Origin of the sequence: Peribacillus kribbensis DSM 17871 (assembly GCF_000430765.1) — a bacterium.
Lineage (GTDB): Bacteria > Bacillota > Bacilli > Bacillales > DSM-1321 > Paraperibacillus > Paraperibacillus kribbensis.
In genome coordinates, this window is the sequence record NZ_KE387242.1 from 66535 (window position 1) to 81107 (window position 14573).

The 14573-nt window shown below is 35.2% G+C and carries 16 protein-coding genes; 7 read left to right on the forward strand and 9 right to left on the reverse strand.

Going from position 1 to position 14573, the window contains the following annotated elements; all coding sequences use genetic code 11:
- The first annotated feature begins 28 nt into the window (after positions 1–28).
- Positions 29–256 carry a hypothetical protein gene (locus H539_RS31770; protein ID WP_155890208.1) on the forward strand — a complete coding sequence of 76 codons (228 nt, stop codon included), beginning with the start codon at positions 29–31 and terminating at the stop codon, positions 254–256.
- A gap of 228 nt (positions 257–484) precedes the next feature.
- Here H539_RS31770 and H539_RS29405 read toward each other — a convergent pair whose 3' ends face one another.
- Together H539_RS29405 and H539_RS0122260 are read right to left on the reverse strand one after the other, a co-directional pair.
- On the reverse strand, positions 485–2095 hold the full coding sequence (locus tag H539_RS29405; RefSeq protein WP_051348742.1) for a sensor histidine kinase: 1611 nt from the start codon (positions 2093–2095) through the stop codon (positions 485–487).
- Positions 2085–2801: a response regulator transcription factor gene (locus H539_RS0122260; RefSeq protein WP_026695359.1), complete on the reverse strand. Its 717-nt coding sequence runs from the start codon at positions 2799–2801 to the stop codon at positions 2085–2087. Before H539_RS0122260 ends, H539_RS29405 begins: the two co-directional genes overlap by 11 nt.
- Positions 2802–3400: 599 nt before the next feature.
- Here H539_RS0122260 and H539_RS0122265 point away from each other — a divergent pair.
- The 4 genes from H539_RS0122265 to H539_RS0122280 all read left to right on the forward strand — a co-directional run bounded on the left by H539_RS0122265 (position 3401) and on the right by H539_RS0122280 (position 7126).
- Positions 3401–4579, forward strand: a complete 1179-nt coding sequence (locus tag H539_RS0122265; RefSeq protein WP_245602237.1) for an MGDG synthase family glycosyltransferase — start codon at positions 3401–3403, stop codon at positions 4577–4579.
- A 301-nt stretch (positions 4580–4880) separates the two neighbouring features.
- Positions 4881–5489 carry an undecaprenyl phosphate transporter UptA gene (gene uptA, locus H539_RS0122270; protein ID WP_026695361.1) on the forward strand — a complete coding sequence of 203 codons (609 nt, stop codon included), beginning with the start codon at positions 4881–4883 and terminating at the stop codon, positions 5487–5489.
- Positions 5490–5688: 199 nt separating this feature from the next.
- A complete protein-coding gene (locus H539_RS0122275; protein ID WP_026695362.1) occupies positions 5689–6006 on the forward strand; it encodes a hypothetical protein in 318 nt (105 codons plus the stop codon).
- Positions 6007–6265: 259 nt separating this feature from the next.
- Positions 6266–7126 (forward strand): EamA family transporter, encoded by an 861-nt coding sequence (locus H539_RS0122280; RefSeq protein WP_026695363.1) that lies wholly within the window; start codon positions 6266–6268, stop codon positions 7124–7126.
- 673 nt (positions 7127–7799) lie between these two features.
- Here H539_RS0122280 and H539_RS0122290 read toward each other — a convergent pair.
- The 7 genes from H539_RS0122290 to H539_RS29410 all read right to left on the reverse strand — a co-directional run bounded on the left by H539_RS0122290 (position 7800) and on the right by H539_RS29410 (position 12619).
- Positions 7800–9200, reverse strand: coding sequence for a HAMP domain-containing sensor histidine kinase (locus tag H539_RS0122290; RefSeq protein ID WP_026695365.1), 1401 nt, complete (start codon positions 9198–9200; stop codon positions 7800–7802).
- Positions 9197–9874, reverse strand: coding sequence for a response regulator transcription factor (locus tag H539_RS0122295; protein WP_026695366.1), 678 nt, complete (start codon positions 9872–9874; stop codon positions 9197–9199). Before H539_RS0122295 ends, H539_RS0122290 begins: the two co-directional genes overlap by 4 nt.
- Before the next feature lie 199 nt (positions 9875–10073).
- Positions 10074–10256 carry a PepSY domain-containing protein gene (locus tag H539_RS31060; RefSeq protein WP_026695367.1) on the reverse strand — a complete coding sequence of 61 codons (183 nt, stop codon included), beginning with the start codon at positions 10254–10256 and terminating at the stop codon, positions 10074–10076.
- A gap of 7 nt (positions 10257–10263) precedes the next feature.
- Positions 10264–10455, reverse strand: coding sequence for a hypothetical protein (locus H539_RS31775; RefSeq protein ID WP_026695368.1), 192 nt, complete (start codon positions 10453–10455; stop codon positions 10264–10266).
- Between the two features lie 122 nt (positions 10456–10577).
- Entirely contained in the window at positions 10578–11102 is a 525-nt protein-coding gene (locus H539_RS0122310; RefSeq protein ID WP_026695369.1) for a hypothetical protein, read from the reverse strand.
- Between the two features lies 1 nt (position 11103).
- On the reverse strand, positions 11104–11862 hold the full coding sequence (locus H539_RS0122315; RefSeq protein WP_026695370.1) for an ABC transporter permease: 759 nt from the start codon (positions 11860–11862) through the stop codon (positions 11104–11106).
- Between the two features lies 1 nt (position 11863).
- Positions 11864–12619: an ABC transporter ATP-binding protein gene (locus H539_RS29410; protein WP_051348743.1), complete on the reverse strand. Its 756-nt coding sequence runs from the start codon at positions 12617–12619 to the stop codon at positions 11864–11866.
- Between the two features lie 620 nt (positions 12620–13239).
- Here H539_RS29410 and H539_RS0122330 point away from each other — a divergent pair.
- On the forward strand, positions 13240–13995 hold the full coding sequence (locus H539_RS0122330) for a class I SAM-dependent methyltransferase (RefSeq protein WP_026695371.1): 756 nt from the start codon (positions 13240–13242) through the stop codon (positions 13993–13995).
- Between the two features lie 51 nt (positions 13996–14046).
- On the forward strand, positions 14047–14451 hold the full coding sequence (locus tag H539_RS0122335; protein WP_026695372.1) for an NUDIX hydrolase: 405 nt from the start codon (positions 14047–14049) through the stop codon (positions 14449–14451).
- The last annotated feature ends 122 nt before the right edge of the window (positions 14452–14573 follow it).

A 14573-nucleotide genomic window follows, 5' to 3' on the forward strand; every position in this document is an offset into this window, starting at 1 on the left:
GGAACCGCCAATCGCGGTTCCTTTTTAAATGGAACTCAAATTTAACTATGAGGTTGCCGTATCTCGGCATAGAACTGAAGTGACAATCTCTTGGGGCAAACAGAATGGGATTACGTTAAAAACCGAACGTACAAGATTCACTGTTATCAGCAAGTCGGGTGAGCAGGTGGGACGTACGGAAGCGGTTCTGCCAAACCTCATGATTCGATGGAACGCTTTATATATGGATATACAAACTGCCACAAGGGGAAGGTAAAAATTTTCACCATTTAGTGAAGAGTGTTTAATCAGAAAACACAAATGATGGGTACGTTAGTAGGTGCTGAAAAAAATTAAAGGCTGTCATTTCGACAGCCCTTATATTTTTCCTGTTCTAGAAATCCTGTGGCAGCAATGTATATTTTTTATAAAGTCGCCTATAAGTATGTCAAAGTTGAAAGTGTCTATATACATAAGACCAGTTAGTAGTTTAATGAAAATATGGTTAAATTCTACTTTCTTCATAAGGGAGAATAATAGTCAGTGTAATCCTTTGATTTTCATACTCGACATGAACAGAACCATGATGTAATTCAATTATAGATTTGGTTATTGCTAATCCTAAACCCGTACCCGCTTTTTGGGAAGATCGTGAAGTATCTACTCGATAAAACCTGTCAAATAATCTAATGATTTTATCTTTTGAAAGAGACTCACAAGGATTTGATACATTGATCTGAACAGATTTTACGTTTTGGATCATTTTAACCTGTATGTGTCCAGGAGGAGTGCTATATTTAATGGCATTCGTTAGTATGTTCTCCAATGCTCGAACCAACTTATTAGGATCGACTTCAACTAAAATTTGTTCTTTAGGAAGATTGCAGCTAAACATTACATTGTTATCACGAGCTATCGGATCAAGTTCGTCAATCAACTGTTTAATCATCTGATTTAAACTTACTTTTTCTTTTTTTAACTGTACACCCTCATGGGTTAGACGGGTGAAGTCAAATAAATCTTCAATTAATTTTTTTAATTGTTCTGATTTTCCGTAAGCGATATCCACATATTCATCTAATTGTGATTGATTCTTGTATTGTTCATCCTTTACAAGTGTCAAATAACCCATAATAGAGGTTAGCGGTGTTCGTAAATCATGTGATACATTGGTTATTAGTTCATCCTTTAATTTTTCATTTTGTCTTTGCCGTTCTATCATCTCATTTAACTCTGATGCCATGTAATTGATATTAGTTGCAAGAGAACCCACCTCATCATAACTTTTCTCTCGAATCCTATAGTTTAAATTTCCTTTTGCTATTTCCCTTAAACCTAAAGCAATATCCTCAATTTCGGTCATTTTGCGTTTGGTTATCAGGTAAAAACATAGTATAAATGTAACAAGAGCTAGAATATAAGGGGTAACTCCGGTTTCCTTCATGTAAACGGGAGTAGAATTAGGAATACCACGAATAACTAAATAACTTTGACGATTAGCAAGTATTATCGGATATAAGCGTGTAACGGTGAGATTTTCGTGTTCTTTCTGGATAATAGACTTTTGAGCATCTGCCTTAACATGTTTGATATTTACTTGAGACTCATTCATTCCTGGAGACCTGTACAAAATCTTCCCACTCAAATCTGTAATGTAGGCAGCAAGATGGTTTTGATTAGTGGATAAGTTAATTAAGTATTGAATTAACTCTCCTTTTGTAAGTCTGTATACTGAATGACCTTTGTATGAAACTGCTATCCACTCCTCTTTGTTTTTAGAGGTGTGGATAGAACGGTTAAGATACTTATCCCTGAAATCCGAATTTTTATTACCTAATTCCTTTACAAGCCCGTTTACATCTAGGTCAACACGGTTTAGCTGTGTAACTATATCCCGAGCATGTGCATCAATTGTTACAATACCTTCAGTAAAGTCCAGGCGACGATCCTGACTCACAAAGAAAGGGCTGGAAATGAAGAAAATGAGTAAGGAACAAAGTATACAGAATCCAAACGCACATATTACCCGTAACCTAATATTGGTTTTTAATAGGTACACAAGTTTAGCTATATAGCTGTTCCTTTTTTCAGATTTAGAGTTTTGGTTAGGGTTCAATTTTATATCCTACCCCCCAAACCGTTTTAATATAGCGAGGCTGACGGGGGACGTTTTCCAGTTTCTCACGCAAGTTTCGGATATGAACCATAACAGTATTTTCTGATTCATAAAATGGTTCATTCCATACCCGTTCGTAAATCTTTTCAGTACTGAAGACGTGACCAGGGTTGCGGGCTAACAGCTCTAAGATTGCAAATTCCCTGGGGGTCAGCTTTATTTCTCTTCCCTCTACAATGACCTCGTGTGTAGAAATGTTTATCAAAAGATCTTCTATTGAAACGATATCCATTTGTTGAGCTGTATTTATCTGTGGGTTTCCATCCATTTGATTCAACCGGAGATAACGACGAAGCTGTGATTTAACTCTGGCCACCAATTCTAAAGGTTGAAATGGTTTGGTTACATAGTCGTCCGCTCCTGTTGTTAAGCCCATGATCTTATCCATATCCTGTGATTTTGCAGAAAGCATAATAATAGGTAGATTTCTGCTTTCTCTAATTTTCATACAAGCTTGAATTCCATCTAATCGAGGCATCATGATATCTAAAACGACCAAATGAATCGTACATTCCTCAAGATATTCTAACCCCTCTATTCCATCTGCAGCCTTCAGCACGTTATAACCCTCATTCGTAAGATATATTCCAATTAAATCACGTATTTCTTTTTCATCATCAATAATTAGAATGGTTTCCTGTTGCACGTGAACCTCTCCTTTCTAATGCCTAAAGTTTACTCTATTCCTCTTAAGAAAAGACACTGCAAATTCTGAAGTTTCTCTTAAGATTTAACTCCTTTGTATTCAGAAAATCTTCAGAAGGAATGGTGTTTTTCCTTAAGATTTTTTTTGTACCATACAGAAGAACGATGAGGAATCTATAGGTGTGTAATAATTGGGAAATTGCGAGTGTGCAATGTTTTTTGTTGAGTATACCATTGATGATGTTAGTTTATCCCTATTTAAATCCACGTGGGGTTCATACTCTGAATACTAGTCTAGATAAGGCAATTCCTGTTGTGAAATGGATGGTTGTACCATACGTTACATAGATTGCTTATTTAACCATAACCTTAATTTATTTTGGTTCAATGATCCTACACTCGCGTTCAAGACGATCCTTGTTTTTGACCTGGGATTATTGGTTTGCTTTGTTATCTATTATTTTTATCAAACTGCAGGTCCAATACGCCCCATAATAACAGGTAATGACTTTACTTTCACAAACTTTACAGAATGTAAATAAAATTGACCAGCCATATAGGCTCTGAACCAATAGATAATAAATAGTAAAGGAAGTGGAGATGAAAATGAACGTATTGAATAAAGAAAAAATTCTCATTCTTACCGGGAATTATGGAGATGGGCATAACCAGGTAGCACAAGCCCTGCATGACGCGATTCAAATTAGATATCCATCACTGCAACCTGTTATTTTTGATTTTATGGAGTGTGTCCATCCTTACTCCAAACAATTTAGCCGATTCATTTACCTCCACGGAGTGAAAAAATTCCCGCAGCTCTATGGCTATATATATCAAAAAACAAGGAGAGCGAACAAATTGTCCAATGCAATGAAGGCAATTTTGTCCACTGGAGTCGGACGGATGCTTAAGTTAATTGAACAAGTACAGCCGACGGTCGTAGTTAGTACGTTCCCACTGGCAGCAGCAGTTATATCAAAATTAAAGTCATATGGCTTGATCGATATTCCTACTGTAACATCGATAACCGATCATACTGATCATAGCTGCTGGATATATCCTTTTACTGATCAATATGTGGTAGGTTCGAATCTTGTTCGTGATTCACTAATTAATTTAGGCGTTGAGGACACTCGAATTACCGAAACTGGGATTCCGATTCGGCAGCAATTTTCTCATTCCTTTAATAGGGAGAGAATATTTAGAAAGTATGGTTTAGATCCACAAATGCCAACCTTATTAATCATGGGGGGCGGTTGTGGCATGATAGGGGAAGGTAATGCCACCATTCAGGGAATTAACTCTCTAAAGGATCCGTTACAATTAATCATTGTCTGCGGACATAATGAAAAGCTTCGTATGGAGTTGAAGGAAAAGCTTAAGGATTCCAAACATCGCATCCATCTTACTGGTTATATTACTTATATCCACGAGTTAATGGCTATTTCGGACCTTATGATCACAAAGCCAGGAGGAGTGACAACCTTTGAAGCGATTGCCATGGAATTGCCGATGCTTCTTTATAAGCCGATACCTGGACAAGAACAAGATAATGCGAAATTTTTAGTACGTTCGGGAGTGGCTGTACAAGCCGAAAGCAGTCAAGATTTTATCGAATTTTTATCGAATTTAATGAGAGATAAAAAGCTGCTTCAACAGATGAGAGAAAATACAAGACAGTTTCATCCTAAAGAATCGGCATTTGCATCAGTTGAAGTAATTATGAATACAAAAGAAGCAAAAAACAATTGGGTTGATGTAAAGTATATGTTCGGTTAATAAGGCGTAAAGGATAAATATGTAAAAAACCTAAAAACCTTTAAGGGATATTAAAATGGGGGAAGTTGTCCTTCTGCATACTTGTGGTGAAACCTTGGGTGCTGACCAAGATTCACCGGTGAACACCATTCTTGCATTAAAAACAGTTTTAAAAGAGCTAACTAACCGAAGGGTGTCATGTGTAAGAATAGATGAATTGTAAGTAGAAAGTGGAATTTAAAAAAAATTTATATTTGGCTTTTATTGCCGGTTAAAGATATGATATTGAGGATTTAATAGAGAAAAGGCAGGTTTAACATTTATGTCACAGTTCATCCAAACGATTTTTGATATGCTCTCTAATATGGGGTATTTTGGGATTGCAGTAGGCTTAATGATTGAAATTATTCCAAGTGAAGTTGTATTAGCATATGGCGGATACCTGATTTCAACAGGGAAACTCTCATTTATCGGTGCAATTGCTGCAGGTACCCTTGGTGGTATTTTTGCCCAATGGTTTCTCTATTGGATTGGAAGATATGGCGGTCGACCAATACTTAACAAATACGGAAAATATCTTCTCATTCGACCATCTCATATAGAAGTGGCACAGAAGTGGTTTAGTAAATATGGTTCAGGAGTTATTTTTACCGCAAGATTTATTCCTGTGGTTAGACATGCGATCTCCATTCCTGCAGGTATAGCAAAAATGTCTTTTCCTAAATTCAGCATTTATACCATACTTGCCATTATTCCGTGGTCAATTTTGTTCATTTATCTTGGAATGAAATTAGGCTCGAATTGGGAAAGCATTAATAGTACAGCAAGACCCTTTGTTACACCAGTAATTTTTATAGCCATTTTATTAACTCTAATTTATATAATTTTTAATTGGAGAAATAAAAAAAGGGAAAAAATGATAAACGGTTAATGTATATTTAAAAATGGGGAAAGTGAATGAATTATAGATTATGGTCTTATTTGCCGTTCTAACAGGCTTATCGCGTTTTTATGTTGGCATCATTTCCCATTTGATATACTAGGAAGCATATTGGTGGCATTACTGGGTTTGCGCCCAAAGTGGGACAACTTTTTCATAAGTTTATAATGGTTCAGGAGAGATAAACTGGATGTGTAAAAAAAATGTTAATAAAACTTCAAACAATCCATTTTACAACGATGTCATAAAAACGATTGATATTTATAGTTTTGCATTAATAAATGAATATGTTTTCACAAAAGAAGAAATAGAGTTTTTCAAAAACTTTTTTGATGCTAATTGGAATATAAATGAAAGAGATATAATAGATAGACTTATAAATATTCAACTCGATTATTTCTCAGTTCTTTCTTTTGATGGTGATGACTCTTCTTTACCAATAAAATCAAAAGAACTTCTATATCAAATAGATCTTATTCGCGAGGAGGTTGAAAGTAAATACAAATAGAGTATGAATATGCATATTTTAACTTAGGGTTACTGTAAGTTGAAGGTTGTTTTGGCTGCTTCGGCAGCCCCTTTTTTGTTTTTATTCTTATCAAGCAGGTTAGTGTGAAAAAAGTCGATAAGATGGATTAATAATAGGCAATTTATCCAATTGAATAAAATATACTTATTTCCCTGCTAATAATCATTATCATTTAAAGCTTTGTTAAATTGAGTGAAACTAAGAAATAAACAAATAAGTTAAATAAAGAGGTGATGAAATGAGTATTATATTGGCACTACTGGCTGCTATATTTGCTGCATTAACTGGAATCCTTGCGAAGGTAGGGATTAAAAATGTAAATCCTAATTTAGCAACTGCAATCAGAACTATTGTTGTAGCAATAATGGCTTTCTTGATTGTTATGGTAAGCAACCAATTAGATACTATTTTTCTGATTAATATGAAGTCCTTCTTATTTATTGTATTATCTGGGATAACAACAGGATTATCATGGCTTTGCTACTTTAAAGCTATTCAAATAGGCGATGTTTCAAAAGTTGTTCCTATAGATAAATCTAGTGTTGTTATTTCGATATTTTTATCTTTCATTATTTTAGGTGAGCCTGTAACAGCAATGATTGCTATCGGAGGGACTCTTATTACAATAGGTACATTTGTAATAATAGGAAAGCTCAAAAAGAATTCTGGTACATCATATTCCAACTCTTACATAGCTTTGGCTTTTCTTTCAGCAGTCTTCGCGGCATTTACAGCTATTCTTGCAAAGATCGGTATAAAAGATGTAGATTCCAATTTGGCTACTTTTATTCGTACTATCGTCATCATTATTTTTGCATGGGCAATTGTTTTCTTTCAACGTACACATACTCAAATGAAAACAATATCTAGGAAAAGTTATATCTTCTTAATCTTATCTGGTGTGGCAACAGGTTTATCGTGGTTATTCTTTTTTGCAGCTATTTCAATTGGGGAAGTATCTATAGTAGCACCAATAGATAAATTCAGCGTAGTTATAACGATGATTTTAAGCTTAATTATATTAAAAGAAAAGCCAACCAAAAATACAATATTTGGATGTTTGATCATTACATTAGGAACGGTATTACTTTTATTTTAAATTTATACTTTGAATAGAGTTTAATTGGCTTATTTAAGTGTTGCAGAAGGTGATTAGTGTTGCTATTGCAAGAATCGCTAATTTACAAAAGTTATGTCAAGTACCTCTGCAAATATTTTAATACTAATTACTCTGTATCTTAAAAGTGAATGCATGCTCTATTTACCGAATAAAGAGGTGGAAAATCGATAATGTTTATCCTATTTACAGTAAATTTACTATGTGTAATGATTATTCAATCCTTGTTCTTAATCTTACCAAGATATAGTAATGTAGACTTTTCTTTTATTCAATTATTTTTCACGCTCTTCACACCCTTTATTTTGCTTAGAATAAATTACCGAAATGCCATCAGAAAGAAAAGTAAAAACTTTATACCTTATTTTTTTATTGTTCTCTTATGCAGCTTGGTTGGATTTGCGATTAACTCCTATCATCCTCGTCAAAATCCTGATTTCGAAACTCATGCAATGGCAATGCTGGTTTTAAAAATCAATATAATAGCGAGCATAATCGGCAGCATTATATGTTATACAATTATTATTGTTAAGATTCGTCAAAACTCCTAACCTGTTTACGGGTGGCCGCTCAGGACGCTGGCTACCTCAGTGTCCTGAGCTTTTTTACTGGCCCCCTGGGGTCAAAGTATCAGATAAGCTTGATTTGTGCCTCTTTAATTTTTGGAAACCAGCTTTAAAATGGCAGTCGTTCCTTCATTTACTTTACTTTCAATGTGTATGGTACCATTGTACTTTTCTATTAACCGATTGGCTATCGATAATCCTAAGCCAAAGCCACCCTGTTTTCTACTTCTTGCTTTATCGACGCGGTAAAAGCGATTCAAGATAAAAGGAATATCTTGTTGGGGGATGCCGATTCCTTTGTCTATTATTTTTATTTGAACAAAATGGTCCAGTCTCTCGACCGAGCATTTGATCCATTTATTTTCGCTAGAGTACTTTACGGCATTATCTAATAAAATGACTAAAATTTGATCCAAATGCCGTGGTTGAATCGGTATTACATGTCCCTCAATATTCTTCATGTCGAGAATGAATTCAAATTCATTATGGAGGGATTTGAAATTTCTTAGTGTATTTTCAATGATGGGTACCGGATTAATCCACTCGATGGGCTCATTTTGTTTTTCTGACTCTGCTTTTGATTGTTCCAAAAGTTCTGCAATAAGATCACTTAAATGCTGCACCTCCTCAAGAGTTGAATCCAGTGATTCCTCCAGCAATTGCAGATCATTTTTTCCCCAGCGTTTTAACATGGTCAAATTCCCTCGAATAACAGCAATAGGTGTGCGAAGCTCATGCGATGCGTCTTCCACAAAGCGTTTTTGCTGCAAAAATGATTCTTCGAGCTTATCCATGGTCACATTGAACAATTCGCCAATTTCGGTCATTTCATCCTGTGTACCATTGGAAGGCACTCTTTCATGCAATCCTGTTTTCTGGATCTTTTTCATGGTTTGCAAAATGTTCTTTACCGATTTTAATAATTGTTTCGCGATTAATACTCCGCCAAACCAGCTTAAAACAATGGAACCCAGACCCGCAGAAAGCATAACTAGTAAGAATTTGTTTAGAAGTCCATCAAATATCTCCATGCTTTGAATAATCTCGATTGTTCCGTTTTCCTTATTCATGGGCAACGGGCTGCGAAGAATTAGAAAGCGATTTTCCGACGATTGTATTTGGTCATACTCTTCCGATGATACACTTTTTATAGGGATTTTCTCATCAGGAACATCTTGGGATGCTGATAAAATCGTTGTCCCCTTCGCATTTAAAATACGAATCATTTGATGATTCCCACTTAATCTATAAAGGTATGCACTACTTTTCTTTACTTCTTGTTCGGTTAAAGCGTTTGCTTTCGAACGTTCGTGAAAATAGCCTTGCGTTTCTTTCATTTTTTGTTGAATTACGTTATTTTCCTCGGCAACCATCCAACTATTTAATACAGAATATTGGAGGATATTGTAACAGACGAATGATATAAATAAGAGCAGAGAGGACCATAATACAAGTTTATACTTAATGGGGAGATTTGAAATTTTTTTCATTTTCGAATCACATAACCTATCCCTCTTATTGTTTCAATATATTGTTCACCATTTGATGAGTGGAGTTTATTTCTTAAATAGCTTACGTAGACATCAACGACATTTGTCTCAATCTCGACATTATATCCCCATACTTTTTCTAATAACATTTCCCTCGTCAGCACAAGACCGGTATTCTGCAGAAAAATGATCAGTAAGTCATATTCCTTTTTGGTCAATTCAATTTCTTCGTCCCTGCGTTTTACAATTCGAGCCATTGTGTCAACTTCTAAATCACGAAAGGAAAGGGTGGGGGGATGCTGCATGTTTCTTTCTGCACGACGGAAGATGACGCGAATCCTTGCTAATAATTCCTCTGTTGCAAAAGGCTTCGGAATATAATCATCCGCACCACTATCTAAGCCGGATACACGGTCCATTACGCTGTCCCGAGCGGTTAACATGATAATAGGGGTATCTTTGGTGGTTCTTATTCTTCGACATACTTCTAACCCATTTAGGCCTGGGAGCATTAGGTCTAATAAGATGAGATCCCAATTTGATTGTAAGGCTAACTCAAGACCCTCTCTGCCATCATTGACAGCCGTCACAGTAAATCCTTCATATTGGAGTTCTAAGACAATAAATTTTGCTACCTTTTCCTCATCTTCTATTAATAAAATATTTTTTTTCACTTAAACCGCCCCTAAGTGTTTTGTATATGCTGTAATCCTGTTGGATAAAACTTAGTTTATCACAACATGTATAAATATATCGTGACTATCATGACTCTTCTATATATATAGGAAGCCCCCTTTTACCGAATGTTAAAGGGAGCTGTGTATCAACCACATGTTTAGCTTTCAGTTTGTCTATTTTTTTGAAATGAAAGAATTATTCGTTTTCGTTTTCACCATATCTATCATTTTCAGCTTTGGTAATTTTTCCACTTATTGCATCTACTTTTACATCATAGTGCTTGCCTTCCTTGGCTGTTACATGAACAGAGTATACTGCTGAACCATCTTCATCTTCTAATTCAACAGCCTTGACAGTACCATCTGTATATTTTTTCAAAACCGAGTTAGTTGCTTGATTTTGGTGTAATGGCCGCTTCTTTTTGCAATTTTGCTTGTTCATTTGGATCTTGTTTTTCTTCGTTGACCGTTTCCGCTTGTCCGACTGCAGCAGCTGGTTTAACAAAATGGGTACCAACCGCGCCTCCTCCCATTACGCCAAATGCTAAAACAGATGCTAACAATTTTGTGCCAATCATTTTAGTTTCCTCCTTATTTTTAAAAGATGTCTTACTATTCCTTATATTAGCCGTGATTGGTTAGTTCCTTATTGGAAATCACATAAAATAGGGTAAAAATTAAATTGAAAATTTCTAATGATTTATCTTTTTATTTTCATCGTAATGAATAACAAGACCAATAACAACAACGGCATCACAGTCGAAACGATTTGAACTTGAAGTGGAACAATCTTTGTATTACCTATTATTTTGACGGGTATGGCAACACTCGAAGTAATCACAGGATTCTCTTTAGAGACAACTGTGGTATATAAATAATAATCAGCTGTATAAACCAACTGTATTGGCAAGTTAACAATTTTTTCTTCATGTGGTTTCATTGTTCCGATTGTAACTGGTTGATCCGCACTATAATCCTCTAAATTTACTGTCCAGTTCTTTGATAAATTCGCCATTGTAATGTACGTAAACACATTTTTTATTTCTTGATCAGTCGTATTCGTAATTTTTACTTTTATCTTTAACTCTTTCCCTGGGTACTCAGCTACTTTTGCAGGGGAGAGGATTTCAATCGTAAAATTCGAAGTATCCTGTGCCTTTGCAATACCGGTATTAAATCCCAATAAACCTGCAAATAAAATTAATATAGTCAAATATTTTTTCATGTTATTCACCCCTTAAGAAATCCACTTTCTTCGCAATCAGTAATGCGAAAAATAAGGCTAAAAGGAAGAAAATGAAAACAGGTATTAGTTCAATCAAAACTTGTGGAGCAGCCATCTTATTAATAAAAATATCTTTCATCGCTGTCATACTAGCGGAGACAGGACTGTTTTCACTTATAACTTTTGCTAATCCAGATTTTTTCATGGTTGTAGATAAAAACATCGGAATCGCTGTAATTAAGAAGGCCATGATTGCCAAAATCATTGCATTCTTTGTGGAAACCAAGACGGTTGAAAAAATCAGAGCAATAGATGAGAATGAAATTATTAGAATAGTCCCGATGCCGTATAGATAAAGGAGAACAGTAGGGAACAAGTTAGCTTGATAGGCCAAGACAAATAAATAAGGCAATGATACCAATGTTACAATCAGCCAAAAAATAAGAATGGCAGCAAGCTTAGCAAGGATGATATTTCGCTTGGTTAAGGGAGTTAACAGCAAACTTTCTAAGGTACCTTTTTCTTTTTCTCCGGCAATCATGGTTGCGCCAATGACCATGGCTATCAAAATATTAATGCCAAGTAAAAGTTTAAGTGTCGTCATGACCACAGTAGGCTGATCCAATAAACTTAATTCTTTCACACTAATAAAACTAAATGATAGGATACTCAGCAATAAGGATACAACGAATAAAAAGCCAATTCCTTTACGTGAGAAAATATGTTCTTTCGTTTCTTTTTTCACTAATGCTAGAAACATATTATTGTTCCTCCTTACGATCAGAGGTGAGATGGAAAAATACATCTTCCAATGAAAGATCTTCTTTATGAATTTCCTTCTTATACTTGTCTAGCAAACTCTGGACAGAATCTTCTTCCATGAGGGTTCCCGTCTTGACAATCGCCACTCGATTACAAATTTTTTCAATATCTTTTAATAAATGTGAGGTAATAAAAATCGTAACCCCGTTTACTTTATTTAAATTGAGGAGGATATTTTCAATATCTTTTTGTCCTTGAGGGTCGAGACCTAAAGTAGGTTCGTCCAAAAAAATAATTTCAGGGTCATGAATGAGGGTTCGAGCAATGCCTAATCGCTGCCTCATCCCCCTTGAATATTGGGAGATCTTTACATTGGCCTTTGAAGTAAGACTCACCAAATCCAAGACTTCCGCAACCTTTGCTTTTCTTTGTTTTTTATCAAGTTTGTGCAGCGCTGAAAAGAATTGGAGATACTCTTCACCCGTCATCCACTCATAGTACCCATGTGATTCTGGCAAAACGCCAATGTGTTTTTTTATTTCTTCCTTATTCTTTTTAACATTTAAGTTACTCACTTCTAGTTCGCCGCTGGTGGGTTCGATTAGACCAATCAGCATGCGGATGGTTGTCGTTTTACCAGCCCCATTGGGACCCAAAAACCCGTAAATATCTCCTTTATGAACATGCAAACTGAGATTTTTAACAGCCTCAAACCCGTTATCATAAACTTTTTTTAACTGTTGCGTGTTTATCATTTCATCCACCTCTTTTAAAAGATCACTCTAGTAATCGTAACCTATCTCATTTAAGCTAGCTTTAATGGCAGATAAGGTTATTATAAGAAAAAGATTAGAAAACTTTAATAATCAAAAAATGACTGACTTTTACTTCAAGAGTTTTGATCGATGAAGGACAATACTCATGCAGTTTTATCCGGATTAGTCCTTCTTAAAGAACGAAATGGGATTGAAAAGGCAGAGCAAGTATAATATTATCCCTGTACCAAATCACACAAAATACACAGCAAATTCCATGCTTCCAAAAATTATTTCAGGCTTCGAAATTATAGATGATTGCATAGATGTAAAACCCCAAAAAATACTATTAATTTTTGGGAAATATCTTTATATCTTGTTAAATCCGTTATTTCCTATCAATCCAAGAAGACAAGCCTTAAGAAGGTAAAGACGGATGCGGTTGATGCCTATCATCTTTGTGTTCTTGACTCCTATTATCTGGTTTAGCTGAAGATTTTTTTTGGCTGCTTAAGCAGCCTTTTTCAATAGGAAGATAAATAACTGAGGTGCCTATCTCATTTAACCAGGAAGGTTATGGATGCTGATTGTAGAATAGTTACAGAGAGGAGGGACAAATTATGTCGTTTAAGATTATAGAACAAAATAAGAAAAGCTGGGATATTGTAGCCCATCATTTTAATGGAAAAGATGCGCTACCTAGTTATGGACCGTTTGCCCAAACGGAAAAGGAATTAAGACTTTTTAATGAATTAACAAACAAAAAAGTTTTGGATATTGGTTGTGGCAGCGGGCATTCTTTACTTTATATGAGTGAGAAGGGTGCTAAGGAATTATGGGGGGTTGACTTATCAGAGAATCAAATTAAGACGGCAAATGAAACCTTAAAGAACCTGGCAGCTAACCTATTCTGTGCTCCAATGGAAGAAGATATTGATCTGCCTAAGTCATATTTTGATATAGTCTATTCAATATACGCAATTGGTTGGACAAGTGATTTGGCATCAACATTTGAATTAATTTATTCATATTTAAAGCCAAGTGGGTATTTTGTATTTAGTTGGGATCATCCCTTATATGCCCATATGAAAAGTCAAAATGGTCAAATCTATTTAGATGGATCATACCAGGATGAAGGAACAACAACCTACACAAACTTCAAAGGTGAAGAAGCTCCTGTAGTAATTCCTAGAAGAAAAATGTCTACATACATTAATGAATTAATTAAAGCTGGATTTACTATTGACTCTGTTATAGAGAGTGATGTGTCTACTAATTATAATTCCACAAAAGAGGAATTATCTGATCGTTATTATTCTTTATATAAAGCGAGGAAGTTTCCGACAACCATGATAATTAAAGCCAGAAAAATATGAAAAAGAACCTCCTTCTTGAATCGTTTAAATAACCAGGAGTGATAGTAAAATATGATAAGAGTAGATGTTGCATATGCATTTATTTATAACGAAGATAAGGACAAAATCCTGATGGTTAATAACAAAGGAAGCGGTTGGTCTCTTCCTGGTGGTGCAGTTGAAAAAGGAGAAACTCTGGAACAGGCAGTTATCCGTGAGACTAAGGAAGAAACAGGTTTAACAATTGAAAATGTCGTAGCAGTAAATGAAGCATTTTTTAAGGAAATCGGACATAACGCTTTATTTATAACTTTCAAAACGAAGGTCATAGAAGGAGAAATTTCAATCCAATTTGAAGATGAAATATCGGAAGTAGAATGGGTAGGAATACAAAGGGCTAACGAATTAATGCCCTATCATCCTACTGGTGTAGAAAAGTTACTTAAATGTTCTTCAATTTATACCTTCCAAGGTTAAATTAAACTTGTCCTTATATAAAAAGGGTCAAGAGTTTAAGTAAGGGACCGCTGTGGCGATCCCCTTTTTTCTATTTTGCTAACAGTGTAGATTACTGAACAACAAATAAACAGGTTAACATT

What these genes read in the sequence shown, in the direction of transcription:
- H539_RS31770 (WP_155890208.1), top strand. Translation starts at nt 29, where the DNA reads ATGGAACTCAAATTTAACTATGAGGTTGCCGTATCTCGGCATAGAACT.
- H539_RS0122265 (WP_245602237.1), top strand. Translation starts at nt 3,401, where the DNA reads ATGAAAATGAACGTATTGAATAAAGAAAAAATTCTCATTCTTACCGGG.
- uptA (WP_026695361.1), top strand. Translation starts at nt 4,881, where the DNA reads ATGTCACAGTTCATCCAAACGATTTTTGATATGCTCTCTAATATGGGG.
- H539_RS0122275 (WP_026695362.1), top strand. Translation starts at nt 5,689, where the DNA reads ATGTGTAAAAAAAATGTTAATAAAACTTCAAACAATCCATTTTACAAC.
- H539_RS0122280 (WP_026695363.1), top strand. Translation starts at nt 6,266, where the DNA reads ATGAGTATTATATTGGCACTACTGGCTGCTATATTTGCTGCATTAACT.
- H539_RS0122290 (WP_026695365.1), bottom strand. Translation starts at nt 9,200, where the DNA reads ATGAAAAAAATTTCAAATCTCCCCATTAAGTATAAACTTGTATTATGG.
- H539_RS31775 (WP_026695368.1), bottom strand. Translation starts at nt 10,455, where the DNA reads ATGATTGGCACAAAATTGTTAGCATCTGTTTTAGCATTTGGCGTAATG.
- H539_RS0122310 (WP_026695369.1), bottom strand. Translation starts at nt 11,102, where the DNA reads ATGAAAAAATATTTGACTATATTAATTTTATTTGCAGGTTTATTGGGA.
- H539_RS0122315 (WP_026695370.1), bottom strand. Translation starts at nt 11,862, where the DNA reads ATGTTTCTAGCATTAGTGAAAAAAGAAACGAAAGAACATATTTTCTCA.
- H539_RS29410 (WP_051348743.1), bottom strand. Translation starts at nt 12,619, where the DNA reads ATGATAAACACGCAACAGTTAAAAAAAGTTTATGATAACGGGTTTGAG.
- H539_RS0122330 (WP_026695371.1), top strand. Translation starts at nt 13,240, where the DNA reads ATGTCGTTTAAGATTATAGAACAAAATAAGAAAAGCTGGGATATTGTA.
- H539_RS0122335 (WP_026695372.1), top strand. Translation starts at nt 14,047, where the DNA reads ATGATAAGAGTAGATGTTGCATATGCATTTATTTATAACGAAGATAAG.